This is a genomic window from Chelatococcus sp. KU-N122, from assembly GCF_055391085.1.
Genome location: NZ_AP043981.1, coordinates 5,812,286 through 5,827,422 on the forward strand (window position 1 = coordinate 5,812,286; position 15,137 = coordinate 5,827,422).

General features: G+C 68.9%; 15 protein-coding genes. 7 read left to right on the forward strand and 8 right to left on the reverse strand.

The window, feature by feature from the left end; genetic code table 11:
* Window positions 1–6: 6 nt before the first annotated feature.
* On the reverse strand, window positions 7–1,116 hold the full coding sequence (locus ACZ5PO_RS26140) for a DUF4424 family protein (RefSeq protein ID WP_464184968.1): 1,110 nt from the start codon (window positions 1,114–1,116) through the stop codon (window positions 7–9).
* Entirely contained in the window at window positions 1,113–2,309 is a 1,197-nt protein-coding gene (gene metC, locus ACZ5PO_RS26145) for a cystathionine beta-lyase (protein ID WP_464184969.1), read from the reverse strand. The genes ACZ5PO_RS26140 and metC overlap by 4 nt, the downstream gene beginning before the upstream one ends.
* Before the next feature lie 293 nt (window positions 2,310–2,602).
* On the opposite strand from metC, the gene ACZ5PO_RS26150 reads away from it, so the two are divergent.
* From ACZ5PO_RS26150 to ACZ5PO_RS26165, 4 genes are read left to right on the forward strand one after another with little or no spacing between them, the layout of a single operon-like run.
* Window positions 2,603–3,616 (forward strand): amino acid ABC transporter substrate-binding protein, encoded by a 1,014-nt coding sequence (locus tag ACZ5PO_RS26150; protein WP_464184970.1) that lies wholly within the window; start codon window positions 2,603–2,605, stop codon window positions 3,614–3,616.
* A gap of 29 nt (window positions 3,617–3,645) precedes the next feature.
* On the forward strand, window positions 3,646–4,827 hold the full coding sequence (locus ACZ5PO_RS26155; RefSeq protein ID WP_464184972.1) for an amino acid ABC transporter permease: 1,182 nt from the start codon (window positions 3,646–3,648) through the stop codon (window positions 4,825–4,827).
* 4 nt (window positions 4,828–4,831) lie between these two features.
* Complete coding sequence (locus tag ACZ5PO_RS26160; RefSeq protein ID WP_464184973.1) at window positions 4,832–5,968, forward strand: amino acid ABC transporter permease; 1,137 nt, start codon at window positions 4,832–4,834, stop codon at window positions 5,966–5,968.
* 56 nt (window positions 5,969–6,024) lie between these two features.
* On the forward strand, window positions 6,025–6,741 hold the full coding sequence (locus tag ACZ5PO_RS26165) for an amino acid ABC transporter ATP-binding protein (RefSeq protein WP_464197049.1): 717 nt from the start codon (window positions 6,025–6,027) through the stop codon (window positions 6,739–6,741).
* An 89-nt stretch (window positions 6,742–6,830) separates the two neighbouring features.
* Here the strand turns inward: ACZ5PO_RS26165 and sseA are convergent, their stop codons facing one another.
* The 3 genes from sseA to ACZ5PO_RS26180 form a co-directional block, all read right to left on the reverse strand.
* Window positions 6,831–7,688 carry a 3-mercaptopyruvate sulfurtransferase gene (gene sseA, locus ACZ5PO_RS26170; protein ID WP_464184974.1) on the reverse strand — a complete coding sequence of 286 codons (858 nt, stop codon included), beginning with the start codon at window positions 7,686–7,688 and terminating at the stop codon, window positions 6,831–6,833.
* A 140-nt stretch (window positions 7,689–7,828) separates the two neighbouring features.
* Window positions 7,829–8,392 (reverse strand): DUF2239 family protein, encoded by a 564-nt coding sequence (locus ACZ5PO_RS26175; RefSeq protein ID WP_464184975.1) that lies wholly within the window; start codon window positions 8,390–8,392, stop codon window positions 7,829–7,831.
* A gap of 90 nt (window positions 8,393–8,482) precedes the next feature.
* Window positions 8,483–9,439: an NAD(P)H-dependent flavin oxidoreductase gene (locus ACZ5PO_RS26180; protein ID WP_464184976.1), complete on the reverse strand. Its 957-nt coding sequence runs from the start codon at window positions 9,437–9,439 to the stop codon at window positions 8,483–8,485.
* Between the two features lie 264 nt (window positions 9,440–9,703).
* Between ACZ5PO_RS26180 and ACZ5PO_RS26185 the strand changes: the two genes are divergently transcribed.
* Window positions 9,704–11,596 (forward strand): adenylate/guanylate cyclase domain-containing protein, encoded by a 1,893-nt coding sequence (locus ACZ5PO_RS26185; RefSeq protein ID WP_464184977.1) that lies wholly within the window; start codon window positions 9,704–9,706, stop codon window positions 11,594–11,596.
* Between the two features lie 58 nt (window positions 11,597–11,654).
* Here the strand turns inward: ACZ5PO_RS26185 and ACZ5PO_RS26190 are convergent, their stop codons facing one another.
* Both ACZ5PO_RS26190 and ACZ5PO_RS26195 read right to left on the reverse strand, forming a co-directional pair.
* The gene (locus tag ACZ5PO_RS26190; protein ID WP_464184979.1) at window positions 11,655–11,807 is read right to left on the reverse strand and encodes a hypothetical protein; all 153 of its coding nucleotides are present in this window, start codon (window positions 11,805–11,807) and stop codon (window positions 11,655–11,657) included.
* Window positions 11,804–12,133 (reverse strand): NIPSNAP family protein, encoded by a 330-nt coding sequence (locus ACZ5PO_RS26195; RefSeq protein ID WP_464184980.1) that lies wholly within the window; start codon window positions 12,131–12,133, stop codon window positions 11,804–11,806. The genes ACZ5PO_RS26190 and ACZ5PO_RS26195 overlap by 4 nt, the downstream gene beginning before the upstream one ends.
* Before the next feature lie 106 nt (window positions 12,134–12,239).
* On the opposite strand from ACZ5PO_RS26195, the gene ACZ5PO_RS26200 reads away from it, so the two are divergent.
* Entirely contained in the window at window positions 12,240–12,923 is a 684-nt protein-coding gene (locus ACZ5PO_RS26200) for an ArsR/SmtB family transcription factor (RefSeq protein ID WP_464197051.1), read from the forward strand.
* A gap of 38 nt (window positions 12,924–12,961) precedes the next feature.
* Here ACZ5PO_RS26200 and ACZ5PO_RS26205 read toward each other — a convergent pair whose 3' ends face one another.
* A complete protein-coding gene (locus ACZ5PO_RS26205) occupies window positions 12,962–13,363 on the reverse strand; it encodes a MarR family winged helix-turn-helix transcriptional regulator (RefSeq protein WP_464184981.1) in 402 nt (133 codons plus the stop codon).
* A gap of 239 nt (window positions 13,364–13,602) precedes the next feature.
* Here ACZ5PO_RS26205 and ACZ5PO_RS26210 point away from each other — a divergent pair, with 239 nt between their 5' ends.
* Entirely contained in the window at window positions 13,603–15,105 is a 1,503-nt protein-coding gene (locus tag ACZ5PO_RS26210) for an MATE family efflux transporter (RefSeq protein ID WP_464184982.1), read from the forward strand.
* Window positions 15,106–15,137: the final 32 nt, after the last annotated feature.

Genomic DNA, 15,137 nt, shown 5'->3' on the forward strand with positions numbered 1-15,137 from the left:
GCGCCGTCAGTGGCGCGGAAGGCGTTCCTGCGGGCTCGCGGGGGGCGGCGGTTCGTCGGCCGGGACGGCCGTGTTGGAGGTCCCGTCCGGCTTGTCCAGAATGAGAATCGAGAGATTGCCGCTCGGGGTGTAGTTGAGCTTGCGCACCTCGAGCTGGGTGGGCGTGATCTTCTTCACGTCCTCGGCGCAGAAGCTCACCAGAGCGTCCGGGCTGCCCTTGTCGATCACCGCCGTGAACGCGCCGATCGGTGCCGCCCAATTGGCGCCGGTCGTCAGCGTGTAGTCGATGCGCTTCTCCATCAGCCAGGCGTCGGGGCCGAGCTTCTTCTTCAGGGCGACGGCGGCCTTGACGAAGGCTTCGTCGACGCAGAAGCGCTGCTGGTAGTGCGCCAGCTCCACGCCCTTGGCGCCGTCCCCCAGGGGCGAGCCGGCGGAAATGCCGACCGACGGCTTGTAGGCGTGCTCGATCACGACCTCGCGGCCCGGCGGAAAAATCTGATGCCAGAAGAAGGTCGTCTTGAGCAGCCAGCGGGCCTTGGGCTCCAGCTGATCGGGGCGGCCGTCGCCGGGGAAAGCCTCCTGCAGATCGATCAGGCCGGCGGTGCGCAGGCTGTTGCGGGCGTCGGGGCCGAGGGACTTGAGCGCCGTCCAGGTCGCCTGCAAGGCGGGATTGAGCGGGACGCCGGCGTCCTTCAGCATCGAGGTCCGCTCCAGGCCCACCCCGAAGATGGTCTGCTCGAGCTGGGCGGCCACCGGCCGGCCGTCGACCTTCGCCGTGAAGCCGACGAAGTTGGCCTCGTCGTCGACAGGAATGACGGAATAGTCGAAATTCTCGGCCCGGGCGTCGAGGTCGGGCAGGGGAAAGGCGACAAGGGTCGCCACCTGCCGCTGCGATCTGTTCAGGAAGACGTACCTCAGCCGCACGTCGGTCGGGCTGATGAACAGGCTCTCCTCCCGCATCGCGACGTCGGGCGAGACGGTGAAGATCAGCCCGCCGATGGCGAGCTCCGCCGACGAATCGTTGGCGCGCGCGGTCGGCAGCGCGGCCAGCATGGCGACGGCGGCCGGCGTCGCCGTCCGCCACCGTGGCGGGGAGCGGCGCGCGATCATGCTCATGCCCCTTCGGCGGCGTGGCGCATCTTGTCGAAACCCTGCTCCAGGTCGGCCTTGAGGTCGTCGATGCTTTCGAGCCCCACCTGGAAACGCAGCGCCGGCCCGATCGGGTTCCATGTCGTCGCGCTGCGATAGGGAGCGCAGTCGAAGGGGATAACGAGGCTCTCGTAGCCGCCCCAGGAATAGCCGAGGCCGAACAGGGCGAGCGAATCGAGCAGGGCCGCCACCGCCTCGTGCGGCACCGGCTTCAGGATCACCGAGAACAGGCCCGAAGAGCCGCTGAAGTCGCGCGCCCACAGGTGATGTCCGGGGCACGATTCGAGCGCCGGATGCAGCACCTGGTGCACCTCGCGACGCCGCTCGAGCCAGCGGGCGAGGGCCAGTCCCTGCCGCTCGGCCTCCTTCAGGCGCAGCTCCATGGTGCGCAGTCCGCGCAGCGCCAGGTACACGTCCTCGGCGCCCGGGCACATGGCGATGAGGTCCGAGGTCTGGCGCAGCGCCGGCAGCGCCCGCTCGTTGGCCGACACGAGGCCGAGGAGCAGGTCGGAATGGCCGCCCAGGTACTTGGTGCCGGCCTCGATGGCGAGGTCGACGCCACGCTCGTGCGGCGGGAAGAAGATCGGCGTCGCCCAGGTGTTGTCCATCAGGACGAGGGCACCGGCCGCGTGGACCACCTCGGCGATGGCCGGGATGTCCTGCATCTCGAAGCTCTGCGACCCCGGCGCTTCGGTGAGCACGGCGGCGGTGTTCGGGCGCATCAGGCGGGCGATGTCGGCGCCGATCAAGGGGTCGTAGTAGGTGGTCTCGACGCCGAGCCTGGCCAGCATGGTGTTGCAGAAGTTGCGGGTCGGTCGATAGGCGGAATCGGTGACCAGGATATGGTCGCCCGCCTTGACGCACGAGAGCAGGGCCAGCGTGACGGCGGCCAGCCCCGACGGCGCCAGCACCGTTCCGGCGGCGCCCGCCAGTTCGCTCCAGGCCTGCTCCAGCGCCTCGGTGGTCGGCGTGCCCTTGGTGCCGTAGGTGAAGCGCGCGCTGCGGCTCTGCAGCGTCGCCACGTCCGGGGAGAGCACCGTCGAGCCGCGATAGATCGGCGTGTTGACGAAGCCGAACTGCTCTTCCGGCGTTCGTCCGCCCAGAACCAGCTTGGTGCGTGTGGAGAGCGTCGATCGATCGGCAGCCGAGAGCTTGCGCATGCATTCCATCCTTCGTCCGCCCAGCTTTCCATCCGCGCGCGGCTGGCCGTCAAGCGCGGGGTGCGTTCTGGGCCTGCTCCGGAGGCTTGACCGGCCGGCCTTATACGGCTTGTGTTGGTGCGGCGCGAGAGGCGGGCCATGGCCATGGACGCGCTTCGCCAACGTGCGCATGCGCCCCCCGGGGCGCAGGTCGGACATGCGTGCTGATCTGGAGCCGTTACGAATTCTCGGAGGGGCGCTGGGATCCGTCCGGGGGCACCGAGACCGAGGCAATCGGCAAGGGGATATCGATTATGAAATGGCTTTTCGCTTCGCTTGCGCTGACCACCACCCTCCTGGCCGCCGGCGCGCCAATGGCGGGCACCCTCGATCAGGTGAAGCAGCGCGGTCAGCTGGCCTGCGGCTCCAATCCGGGTCTGGCGGGCTTCGGCGTGCCCGACGACAAGGGGCAATGGGTCGGCTTCGACGTCGACTATTGTCGTGCCGTCGCAGCGGCGATCTTCAATGATCCGACCAAGGTGAAATTCGTGCCGCTGTCCGCCAAGGACCGCTTCACGGCGCTGCAGACCGGCGAGATCGACGTCCTGGTCCGCAACTCGACCTGGACGATGTCGCGCGACACGGCGCTCGGCGTGTCCTTCACCGCCACCAACTTCTACGACGGCCAAGCCTTCATGGTGCGCAAGAAGCTCGGCGTGTCGTCCGCGCTCGAGCTGAACGGGGCGACGGTCTGTGTGCAGCAGGGCACGACCACCGAGCTCAACCTGGCCGATTTCTTCCGCAGCAACAAGATGAAGTACGAGATCGTCTCGTTCGCCACCAACGCGGAAACGGTGCGCGCCTACGATTCCGGCCGCTGCGACGCGTTCACCACAGATACTTCGGCGCTGTATGCCGAGCGCCTGCGCCTCACCAATCCCGACGAGCACGTCATCCTGCCGGAGATCATCTCGAAGGAGCCGTTCGCCCCGGCGGTGCGCAAGGGCGACGAGCAATGGTTCGATCTGGTCCGCTGGGTCGGCTTTGCGCTGGTGGGCGCCGAGGAACTCGGCATCACCCAGGCCAACGTCGACGAGATGACGAAATCGGAGAGCCCCGAGATCCGCCGCCTGCTGGGCGTCGAGAGCAAGTTCGGCGAGGGCATCGGGCTGACCAACGATTGGGTGGTCCGCATCATCAAGGCCGGCGGCAATTACGGTGAGATCTTCGACCGCAATCTCGGCGACGGCTCGCGGCTCAAGATCAAGCGCGGGCTCAACTCACTGTGGTCGAAGGGCGGCGTGCAGTACGCACCGCCGATTCGCTGAGCGAAGAGGCCGCTGGACGGGACGCTCCCGTGACCGGCGATGGCGCCGGACCACCCAAGGGGTCGCTCACCGGCAACCCCGCGGTCCGCTCCGCCTTTTTCCAGACCCTGCTCGTCGTCGCGATCGTCGCGCTCGGGTGGTGGGCGGCTCGCAACGTCGCCGACAACCTCCGCGCCGCCAACATCGCGACGGGCTTCGGCTTCCTCTGGGATCCGGCCAATTTCGACATCACCCAGAGCCTGATCTCCTACAACGCCAGCATGAGCTACGGCCGTGCGCTGCTGGTCGGCCTGCTCAATACCCTGCTGGTCTCCGCCATCGGCATCGTGCTGGCGACCTTGCTCGGCTTCGTCGTCGGCATCGCCCGGCTGTCGAAGAACGCCTTGGTCGCCAGGCTGGCGCAGGTCTACGTGGAGCTGCTGCGCAACGTGCCGCTGCTGCTGCAATTGCTGTTCTGGTACAACGCCGTGCTCAAGCCGCTGCCCGGCCCGCGCCAATCGCTGGAGCTCGGCGCCGGTGCGCTGCTCAACAACCGCGGCCTGTTCCTACCGACCATCAATGCGCCGGCGGGTGGCACCGCGGTGCTCGCGGGCTTTGGCGTCGCCGTCCTCGCCTGCGTCGTCCTGGCGCTCTGGAACCGGCGCCGCGTCGACGCGACCGGGCGCTCCGTGCCCGTCCTGCCCGTCGCCGTTGCCCTGCTCGTCGCCGGGCCGGCGTTGGCGCTCGCCCTCTTCGGCGGCCCCGTCTCCATCAATTATCCCGTGCTCAAGGGCTTCAACGTCGCCGGCGGCGTGACGCTGCTGCCGGAGTTCGTGGCGCTGCTCCTGGGCCTGGTGCTCTATACGGCGGCCTTCATCGCCGAGATCGTCCGCGCCGGCATCGCCTCGGTGTCGAAGGGGCAGACCGAGGCGGCCGAGGCGCTCGGCCTGCGCCGCGGGCTCGTCACCCGGCTGGTGATCGTGCCGCAGGCGCTCAGGCTGATCATCCCGCCGCTCACCGGCCAATACCTCAACCTCACCAAGAACTCGTCGCTGGCGGTGGCCATCGGCTATCCCGAGCTGGTGCAGGTCGGCGCCGGGCCCGTGCTGCAGAATACCGGCCAGGCGCTCGAGGTGATCTCGCTCATCATGCTGGTCTATCTCATCATCAGCCTGGTCACGTCGCTCGCCATGAACCTCTACAACCGGCACATTGCCCTGGTGGAGCGCTGACGCCATGAGCCACGCTGCCGGTACCCACGCGGGCGAGGCCGCGGAGCTGAAGCCGCCACCGCTCGAACGTTCGCGCGTGGCGGCGCAGCTCGCGTCGCTGGTCTCGTCGCCCACGAACGTCCTGCTGACGCTCGTCGGCCTAGCGATCATCTATGCCTTGTTCGCGCCGGCGGTGAGGTTCCTGGTGATCGACGCGGTCTGGGCCGGATCGGACCGCGAGGCCTGCCTTGCCCAGACCGTGGGACGCCCGGTCGGCGCATGCTGGCCCTTCGTCTTCAATCGCATCGGCTTTTTCATCTACGGCCAGTATCCGATCGAGGAGCGCTGGCGCGTCAACGTCACGGCCGTGATGGCCGTGGTGCTGATCGCCTGGGCGCTGGCGCCGTCGCTGCCCCGGCGGGGCCTTGCCGTGCTCCTGTTCTTCGTGCCGTTCCCGATCATCGCCTTCCTGCTGCTGACTGGCTCGACCGCGCTCGGCCTGGCGCCGGTGCCGACGCACCTGTGGGGCGGCGTCCTCGTCACCATGACCATCTCGCTGCTCGGCATGGTGGTGTCGTTACCGCTGGGCACGGTGCTGGCGCTGGGGCGGCGCTCGTCGATGCCGATCGTGCGCGTGGTCTGCGTCGTGCTGATCGAGGTCATCCGCGGCGTGCCGCTGATCGCCCTGTTGTTCATGGCCAACCGCATGCTGCCGTTGTTCCTGTCCCAGGGCATGCAGCCGGATTCGCTGCTGCGCGTCATCGTCGGGGTCTGCCTGTTCGCCTCGGCCTCCATGGCCGAGGTGATCCGCGGCGGGCTGCAGGCGCTGCCCAAGGGCCAGTACGAGGCGGCGCAGTCCCTCGGCCTCGGCTATTGGCCGATGATGCTGCTGATCATCCTGCCCCAGGCGCTGAAGCTGGTGATCCCCGGCATCGTCAACACCTTCATCAGCCTGTTCAAGGACACGACGCTGGTCACCATCGTCGGCATCTTCGATTTCCTCACCGCCGTGGAGGTCAGCGCCAACGTGCCGCAATGGTCCTCGCCGGTGACCTCGGTGACCGGCTACGCCTTCGCTGCCATCTTCTATTTCGCCTGCTGCTTCGCCATGTCCCGCTACTCGCTGGCCATGGAGCGGCGGCTGGCCACGGGGACCCGCTGATGAGCGACACTGCCAGTCCAGGCGCCACCGCTGCGGTCGCCGACGAGGCCGTGGTGATGAGCGGCGTGCACAAGTGGTACGGCGCCTTCCACGTCCTGCAGGACATCAACCTCACCGTGAGGCGCGGCGAGCGCATCGTCATCTGCGGGCCCTCGGGATCGGGCAAGTCGACGCTGATCCGCTGCATCAACCGCCTCGAGGAGCATCAGCGGGGGCGCATCGTCGTCGACGGCATCGAGCTCACCAAGGATCTCAAGCGGATCGAGCAGATCCGCCGCGAGGTCGGCATGGTGTTCCAGCAGTTCAACCTGTTCCCGCATCTGACGGTGCTGGAGAACTGCACGCTCGCGCCGATCTGGGTGCGTAAGATGCCGCGCCGCCAGGCCGAGGAGCTGGCGCTGCGCCTGCTCGCGCGGGTGCGCATTCCCGAGCAGGCGCACAAATATCCAGGCCAGCTGTCGGGCGGCCAGCAGCAGCGCGTGGCCATCGCCCGCTCGCTGTGCATGAGCCCCAAGATCATGCTGTTCGACGAGCCGACGTCGGCGCTCGACCCGGAGATGGTCAAGGAGGTGCTGGACACCATGGTCAGCCTGGCCAAGGAGGGCATGACCATGCTGTGCGTGACCCACGAGATGGGCTTCGCCCGCCAGATCGCCGACCGCGTCATCTTCATGGACGGGGGGCAGATCGTCGAGGAGAACGCACCCGAGGCGTTCTTCACCCACCCCCAGCATGAGCGCACGAAGCTGTTCCTCGGCCAGATCCTGGCGTGAGCGCCATCCATCGGCGCGAACGAACTCCAGCTCGCCGGGGTCGACGTGCTTTTCGGCGGACGGCCGCCCGGGACGCGGTTCCGCCGGCGCTACCGCTTCGGTTGCGCCGGGCCGGTCGCGATCGGCGCGCCCGGCGTGCCCGCCCATTCGGTCCATGAGCCGTCGTAGAGCGGCAGCCCGCGCCGGCCGATCTCGTGCAGGCCTAATGTGAGAATGGCGGCCGAGACGCCGGAGCCGCAGGTGGTCAGGATCGGGCGGGCCAGGTCGACGCCGGCTTCCTGGAAGATCACTGTGATCGCCTCGCGCGAGCGCAGGCGGCCGTTGTCGATCAGCGTGCTCGACGGGACATTGAGCGCGCCGGGCATATGGCCCGACGACAGGCCGACCCGGGGCTCGGGAGCCGCGCCGGTGAAGCGGTCGGCGGCGCGGGCGTCGACGACCTGGACCTCGCCCGTCTCCAGGGCGCGCCCGACGTCGCCGATCTTGGCCACGGCGCCGTGGTCGAAGCGCGCGGTGAAGGTGCGCGGCGCCCGGTACACCGGGCCATCTTCGACCGGGCGACCCTCGGCCGTCCATTTCGGCAGCCCGCCGTCGAGGATCGCCACGTCCTCCGCGCCCATCGCGCGCAGCATCCACCAGACCCGCGGCGCTGAGAACAGGCCCATGCCGTCATAGACGACGATGCGCTTGCCGTCGCCGATGCCGAGCTGACCCACGGTCGCGGCGAAGGCGTCCGGCCGCGGCATCATGTGCGGCAGGGGAGAGGTCGGATCCTTGATGAGCTCGATATCGAAGCGCACTGCACCGGGGATGTGGGCGGCGAGATATTCGGCCTGGGGATCGCGGTTCTGGGCCGGCAGGTACCAGGAGCCGTCGACCACGACGAGGTCGGGCGCAGTCAGCTGCTCGAAGAGCTGCTCGGTCGAGACGAGGGCGGAATGGGGCATGAACGGATCGACTCGGGGACAGGGCTGGCCGCAAACGCGACCAGCCTAACGGCACGGACTCGCACGTCCTATCCTTCCCATTGCATCGGCCCGCCGCAACTTCAAATGCGCTGCGCCGGCCGCGTTGCGCACATGTCCGCTCACCCCGCCGGTATGAAGGCGGGCGCGGCGAGGCGTTCCGCGTGGGCCCTCAGATCCTCGGGCCAGCCGGCCATCAGGGCGCTGAAGCGCTCGCCATCGCCGGCGTACAGGGCGCGCGAGGCCTCTTCGTAACCGGGCTGGTTGCCCAGCATGGCGCTCATGAAACGGTCTGCCGCTTGCTGAGCCTGCCGTACCCGCGCCGTATCGCCGTCCACGGCGCGGGCGCCGTCGACCAGCTTGCGCAGCGTGACGGAGATGCCGCCCGGCTGCGCCGCCAGCCATTCCCAGTGGCGCGGCAGCAGCGTGACCTCGCGGGCGACCACGCCCAGCCTGGGTCGGCCGGGCGGGCGCGGAGCGGTCGGCGGCGTGAGCCGGGCGCGAACGTCGTCGTCGCTGCCGCGCAAATCGAAATCGACCGCACCGCCCGTCGCGTCGTCGAAGACGGCGATTGGACCGCCCGCACCTAGCGCAAGCGCGTGCTTGACCGCGATGGCCACCTCGGCGCGGGTCCCCGCCGCCAGCCAACGCTCGCCGGCAAAGGCCGTCACCGTCACGTCGTCCATGGCAAACCTCCTCTTGCCCGCGTCGCAAGTCGTCGGGAGGTTTTATTCCGATGGAATCGAGCTGTCGATTAAACCCGGGTAAAATAATCGTCAGGAGGCGAAGCGGCTCGGCGTGGGGCTCGCGAGGGGCGCAAGGCGCGCGATGGCGGCGGCGTACTCCGCCACGATGTCGTCGATGATGGCGGCGATGCTCTTCACGTCGCCGATGCGGCCGCCCACCTGGCCGGAGAGGGCGATGCCCGCTTCCATGTCGCCGCCGAAATACAGGTCTTTGGCGTGACCGAGCTCGTCCGCCAGGTCGAACTCGCCCTTGGCGACGAGCGCCCGGGTCCGGCCGGTCTTCATGGTGCGCACCGCCTGGCGGGCGTTGGGCTTGAGCACCACCGTGTCGGTATCGGTCGACGTAACGATAGCCTGCTTCCAGTTGTCGTGCACGGGGGCCTCCAGCGAGCAGACGAAGCGCGTGCCCATCTGGATGCCGTCGGCACCGAGCGCGAAGGCGGCGGCCATGCCGCGGCCGTCGCAGATGCCGCCGGCCGCGACAATAGGCCGATCGGTATGGTCGCGGATCAAGGGCACCAGCACCATGGTCGACACCAGGTCCGGATTCTTGAAGCCACCGCCTTCGCCGCCTTCGACGACGAGGCCGTCGACGCCTGCCTCGAGCGCCTTCTGGGCGGCCTTGAGGTTCGGCACCACGTGGAAGACGGTGATGCCGGCTTCCTTGAACAGCGGCGTCAGCTTCGCCGGGTCGCCGGCCGACGTGGTGACGAACTTGACCCCGTATTCGCGGATGACGCGGATCGCGTCCGGATCGCGCAGGAACGCCAGCGCGACATTGACGCCGAACGGCTTGTCGGTGAGCGTGCGCATCTTGATCAGCTCCGCCTCGATCTGGGCGGCGGTGCCGAGGCCGACGCCGACCAGCCCGAAGCCGCCGGCGTTGGACACGCGGGAGGCGAAATCGGCCGTAGCGATGAGTCCCATGGGCGCCTGCACGATCGGGTAGCGGCTGCCCAGAAGCGCTGTCAAAGTCGTACCTTGCATCGTGCCCTCGCGCGTCGAGAACCGGCGTATGGTCGGCCGGCCTCCTCCCTGCCGGGATCGTAACATAAGATACGTTATGTCATAGGAGTAAGTTGCCGCTGTTGGCGCAGGCGAGGCATGCGGACACGTCGCAGCCGGCGATGGGCGCCGCGACTGCCGATGCCGCGTCTGCTTCCTCGCAACCGGCCTTGCGGATATGGTCGCACCACCAGCAGGGGGATGGTCGGACCGGCGCCGCTCGCGGATCTCGGGTGCAAGGCATCGATGCAACAAACTGCCAGCCAGCTTCAACGTCGGCTCGCCGCCGTGCTGATTGCCGACGTGGCCGGCTACAGCCGCCTGATGCAGCTCGACGAGGAGGGCACGCACCGGCGCTGGCAGCCATATCTTCAGCGGGCGCTGGTGCTGATCGCAGAGCAGGGCGGCCAGCTGGTCAAGACCACCGGCGACGGCTTCGTCGCCGCGTTTCCAAGCGTCGTGGCAGCGGGGCGCGCCGCTTTGGCCTGGCTCGCCGAGATCGATGCCGCAGAGACTTCCGTCGAGCCGGCGCGGCGCATCGGCGTGCGCGTCGGCCTGCACCTGGGCGACGTCATCGTCGGCGGTGAAGGCGGCGGCGCCGACGTGTTCGGCGACGGCGTCAACATTGCCGCGCGCCTGGAGCAGCGTGCGACGCCCGGAGCGGTGTGCCTCGACGAGGCCACCCGCCAGCATCTCCTCGGCAAGATCGAAGGTTCGTTCGAGGACCTGGGCCAGCAGCGGCTCAAGAATATCGTGGAGCCGCTGCACCTTTGGCTGCTGCGCCCGGGTCCCACCGGGCCGCGCCCGCTGCGCGCCCGCGCGGCGTGGGTTGCAGCCGTTGCGCTGATGCTCGCGACGTCGGGGGCTGGGCTGTGGGCCTATCGCGGCGGGCTGTCGTCGTCACCGGCGCCAAGCCGGGCGGCAGCCGTGTCGCGCCTGTCGATCGTGGTGCTGCCCTTCGTCAACGTGTCCGGCAACGCCGACGAGGACGTCTTCGCCGACGCCCTGACCGAGGACCTGATCTCCGATCTGTCCCGCATCTCCGACGCCTTCGTGATCTCGCCGTCGACGAGCCTGACATTCAAGGGCAAGCCGGGGTCGGCCGAGGAGGTGGCGCGCCAGCTCGGCGTGGCCTACGCCCTCTCGGGCACGGTGCGGCGCGAAGGCGATGCCGTCCGCGTCGCAGCGAGCCTGATCGATGCGCGGACCGGCGGCGTCCTGTGGTCGGAGCGCTACGATCGCACCCGCGCCGACGTCTATGCCCTCCAGCAGCAGCTCACCGGCCAGATCGCGCGCACGCTCAACCTGGAGCTGAAGGACGCGGCGAGCCGGCGCGTGCTGCGCGGCAAGCCGTCCGACCTCGACGCACAGGATTACGCGCTGCGCGCCTGGGCGGAGCTGTGGACCAAGCCGCAGAGCAAGGCCACCAACGATGCCGCGCTCGGCTTCGTCGACAAGGCGCTGGCCCTCGATCCCGACAATGCCGACGCGCTCGCCTCCAAGTGCTACGCGCTCGCCCGCGCTGCGCGCTACGGCTGGCTGCCCGGGGAGACGCAGGCCCTGGCCGCCGCGGCCATCGCTGCCGGCGAGCGGGCCATTGCGCTCGATCCGCGAGACGCCGACGCGTTCTTCGTGCTCGCCTTCGCCAGCGCCATCCAGGGCAATCTCGATCGCAGCCTGTACCTCTACAAGCGCGCCCAGGAGCTCAATCCAAACCACGCGCCGGCGTTCGCCAACTACGGCTTCGCCCTGGTACTCGCCGGCCGTCCGGAGGAAGCACAGGCCTGGATCGACAAGGCAAGGGCGATCAGCCCGCGTGATCCGCTGGCGCCGATCTGGCTGTCGGTGAGCGCGCTCGCCGCGAGCCTGACCGGCGACGACAAGGCGGCGCTCGAGGCGGCCGAGCGCGCCATCGCGCTTAACCCCAACCATCCGCCGCCCTACCTTTACGCGGCGGTCGCGCTCGACCGCATGGGCCGCACGGCGGAGGCCATGCAGATGATGAAGCGCCACGCCCAGGTCCGTCCCGATTGGACCATCGCCAAGCAGAAGGAGGCGACGGGCGGCTCGCCGGCCTTCGATGCCATGGCCGAGGACATGCTGGCGCGGCTGCGCAAGCTGGGGCTGCCCGAGGCATGAGCCTCGTTGGCTAGAGCATTTCGCCATTGGATGGACCCATCCAATGGCAGAGAAATGCTCATAGTCTTTTGAATCTGGAGCGCTTTCTCGCGATTGGGTGAGGCCACCCAATCGCAAAGCGCTCTAGCTCCGGTCGCAGCGCCGCGGCCAGATCGAGATCGTGGGCGCGCTCGCCGTCGCGCGGCACCATCTCGAAGATCACCGCGATCATGGCCGGACGATCGGGGCGTGCGGGGCCGAAGCAAGCCGCAGAAAGACACGGTCCTCGCGGCGAATGAAGCTCTCGCGCTTGGCAAAGGCGTAGTTCTCGCGCCCTTGCGCGTCATCCCGCAGGCGCGCCCGGTAGGCCTCGTACGCGGCCAGGCTCTCGATGCTGTAGACGCCGTAGGCGGTGGTTGCAGAGCCCTCGTGCGGGGCGAAGTAGCCGATCAGATCGGCGCCGCAGCGCGGGATCGCCTGGCCCCAGGCGCGGGCGTAATGCTCGAAGGCGTCGACCCGGAAGGGGTCGATCTCGTAGCGGATGAAGCAGGTGATCATCGGGGCCTCCTGTTGATCGTGAGCGTCCTCGTCACGGCTCAAACATAGTCGATTGAGCGGCGCCAACAGTTCGGCTAAGCTCGAAGTGTCAGTGGAGGCGCCGAGAATGAAGGATGGGCCGTCGATCGCCACCGTCGCCGCGCTGATCGGCGATCCCGCGCGTGCGAACATGCTCGCTGCGCTGATGGATGGGCGCGCGCTCACCGTGTCCGAGCTCGCCCAGGCCGCCGGTGTCACCATCCAGACGGCGAGCGGCCATCTGGCCAAGCTCGATGCGGCGCGATTGCTGTCGGCTGAGCGGCAGGGCCGGCATCGCTATTTCCGCCTGTCCGGTGCCGACATCGCCGCGGTGCTCGAGGGCCTGATGGGCCTGGCGCAGCGCACCGGCGCGGTGCGGGTGCGGACCGGCCCACGCGATGCGGCCATGCGGACGGCGCGTGTCTGCTACGATCATCTGGCCGGGGAGCATGCGGTGGCGCTCATGGACAGCCTGATCCGTCATGGCCGGCTGACCGATGCCCCGGAGCCCGAGGTCACCCCCGAGGGCCGAACCTTCTTCGCCGGCCTGGGTATCGATGCCGAAAACCAGGTTTCGGCCCGGCGCCCCCTCTGCCGCCGCTGCCTGGATTGGAGCGAGCGGAGGAGCCACCTCGGCGGCCTGCTCGGTGCCAGGTTGCTGGCACGTATGATCGAGCAGCGATGGGCGCGGCGCAGCGAGGGGAGGGTGATCCTGTTCACGCCCTCAGGACGCCGCGCATTCGCCGATCGGTTCGATGTCGTGATGGACTGAGCGCGCTGCGCGGAGCATGTTTTTGCCGTCGGCGGATCTCATTCCGGTTGCGACATGCGTTCGCGCGACGGCGTTCCGGTGCCGATCCGGAGCCCCGTCAACGTGCTGCGCAGAGCCGCGGCCGCGTCGGCGCCGTTGCTCTCCTCGAACTCACGCTGGGCTTCCTGCCATAAGGGGACGGCGGCGGCCAACGCCGCGGCGCCTGCGGACGTCAGCATGATCGTACGACTACGCCCGTCGGTCCTGGACGGTGAGACGACGACGAGGCCGGCTCGTTCGAGAGGGCGCAAGTTCTTGCCGGCGGTCGTCCGATCGAGCTCCATGCGCCGCGCCAGCTCGTTGATCGGCATCTCGTCGAGATGCCGCAGCAGGGCGAGGATCGAGTATTGGGTCGACCGTAAGCCGGTCGTCGCCAGCTTGCGGTCGTAGAACTGGGACATGCGCCGCGCGGCGCGCCGCAACGCGCCAGCGTAGCATTGGCTTATCCCTGGTGGGCGTTCGGTCACCGTAGGCACCTCAAACGTCACCCCACTCCATTGTGCGTCGCCGAAAAGAGCTTGCGAAATTTAGGAGCATATGCTCTCTTCCCGATTTAGAAGCATATGCTCGTACATTAATGTGCGCAAGCGAGGCCGTCCGGGCGGAAGCCGAACATGCGACCGCCTGCAAGGAGACTACCGTGACCAGCAGCCCGGACGCCAGCGGCGCATTGGCCTTGCGCTCATCGATGACAATGCCCGCAGGCGCCTACGTCCAGGCCGATCCCACTCCCCTTGCCGAGCCGGCGGCGACGCCGAGCGGCGATCCCAAGGCCGCCATGCGCCAGGCCATGCTGACCGGACCGATCCTGCCGACCATGCTGAAGCTCGGCTTGCCGACGATCGTGGTCCTGGTGGCGCAGACGTTCGTCGGCATCGCCGAGACCTTCTATGTCGGCTTCCTCGGCACCGATGCGCTGGTCGGCGTCGCCCTGGTCTTTCCCATCGCCATGCTCATGGCGATGATGTCGAACGGCGGTATTGGCGGCGGCGTCGCCTCCGCGGTGGCGCGCGCCGTCGGCGCCGGGCGGCAGCACGATGCCGACGCGCTGGTGTGGCACACCCTGGTCCTGGCGGTGGTCTTCGGCCTCGCCTTCACGGCCGCTATCCTGCTTGCCGGGCCGGCGCTCTACCGCGCGCTCGGTGGGCACGGCGCGGCGCTCGACGCCGCATTGCTCTATTCGGCTTACGTCTTCGTCGGCTCGGTGCCGGCGTGGATCGTCAATCTGCTGTGCGCGGCGCTCCGTGGCGCCGGCAACGTGCGCGTCCCGGCCCTGGTCGTACTGCTCGGCGCCGCGGCGCTGGTCCCTTTGTCGCCGGTGCTGATCTTCGGCCTCGGGCCCCTGCCGGGCTTCGGCGTCGCTGGTGCCGGTCTGGCGGTGACGGCCTATTACACCGTCGCCGCCGTCGTGCTGCTCGCCTACATGCGGCGCGGCAGGTCGGGCCTGACGCTCCGGCGCGGGCGCCTCGAAGTGCGGTTGTTCCGCGACATCCTGGGCGTCGGCATCATTTCGGCGCTGAGCGCCGTGCAGCTCAATCTGACCGTCATCCTCGTCACCGGCGCCGTCGGCCGCTTCGGCACCGATGCGCTGGCCGGCTACGGCCTCGCGTCGCGGCTCGATTATCTGCTCATCCCGCTGCTGTTCGGCCTCGGCACGGCGGTGCTGACCATGGTCGGCACCAATATCGGCGCCGGCAACGTCGAGCGCGCCAGCCGCATCGCCTGGGCCGGTACCTTCGTCGCGGTGGGCTTCACCCAGGCGGTCGGCATCGCGGTGGCGCTGTTTCCGAACGCGTGGCTCGGCCTGTTCAGTCACGATGCGGCGGTGCTGGAGCCGGGGGCGCTCTATCTGCGGCTGGTCGGGCCGTTCTACGGCGCCATCGGCGCGACCTTCCTGCTCGGCTTCGCCTCGCAAGGCGGCGGCCGGCCGATCTGGCCGTTCCTCGGTGGCACCTTGCGCCTGCTGGTCGCTGCCGGCGTCGGCTGGTACGCGGTCGCCCAGCTCGGCGCCGGGCTGGCGACGCTGTTCCTGGTCATCGCTGCGGCGGCCGTCGGCGCCGCCGCCATCTGCGTCGCCGCCACCTTGGCGGGCGCCACCTGGCGCCGCCCCGTGACGGCCCCGAGATTGGGGATATCGCGATAGACGTCCGCTCAGCCGTCGGCCGGGCCGCGGCC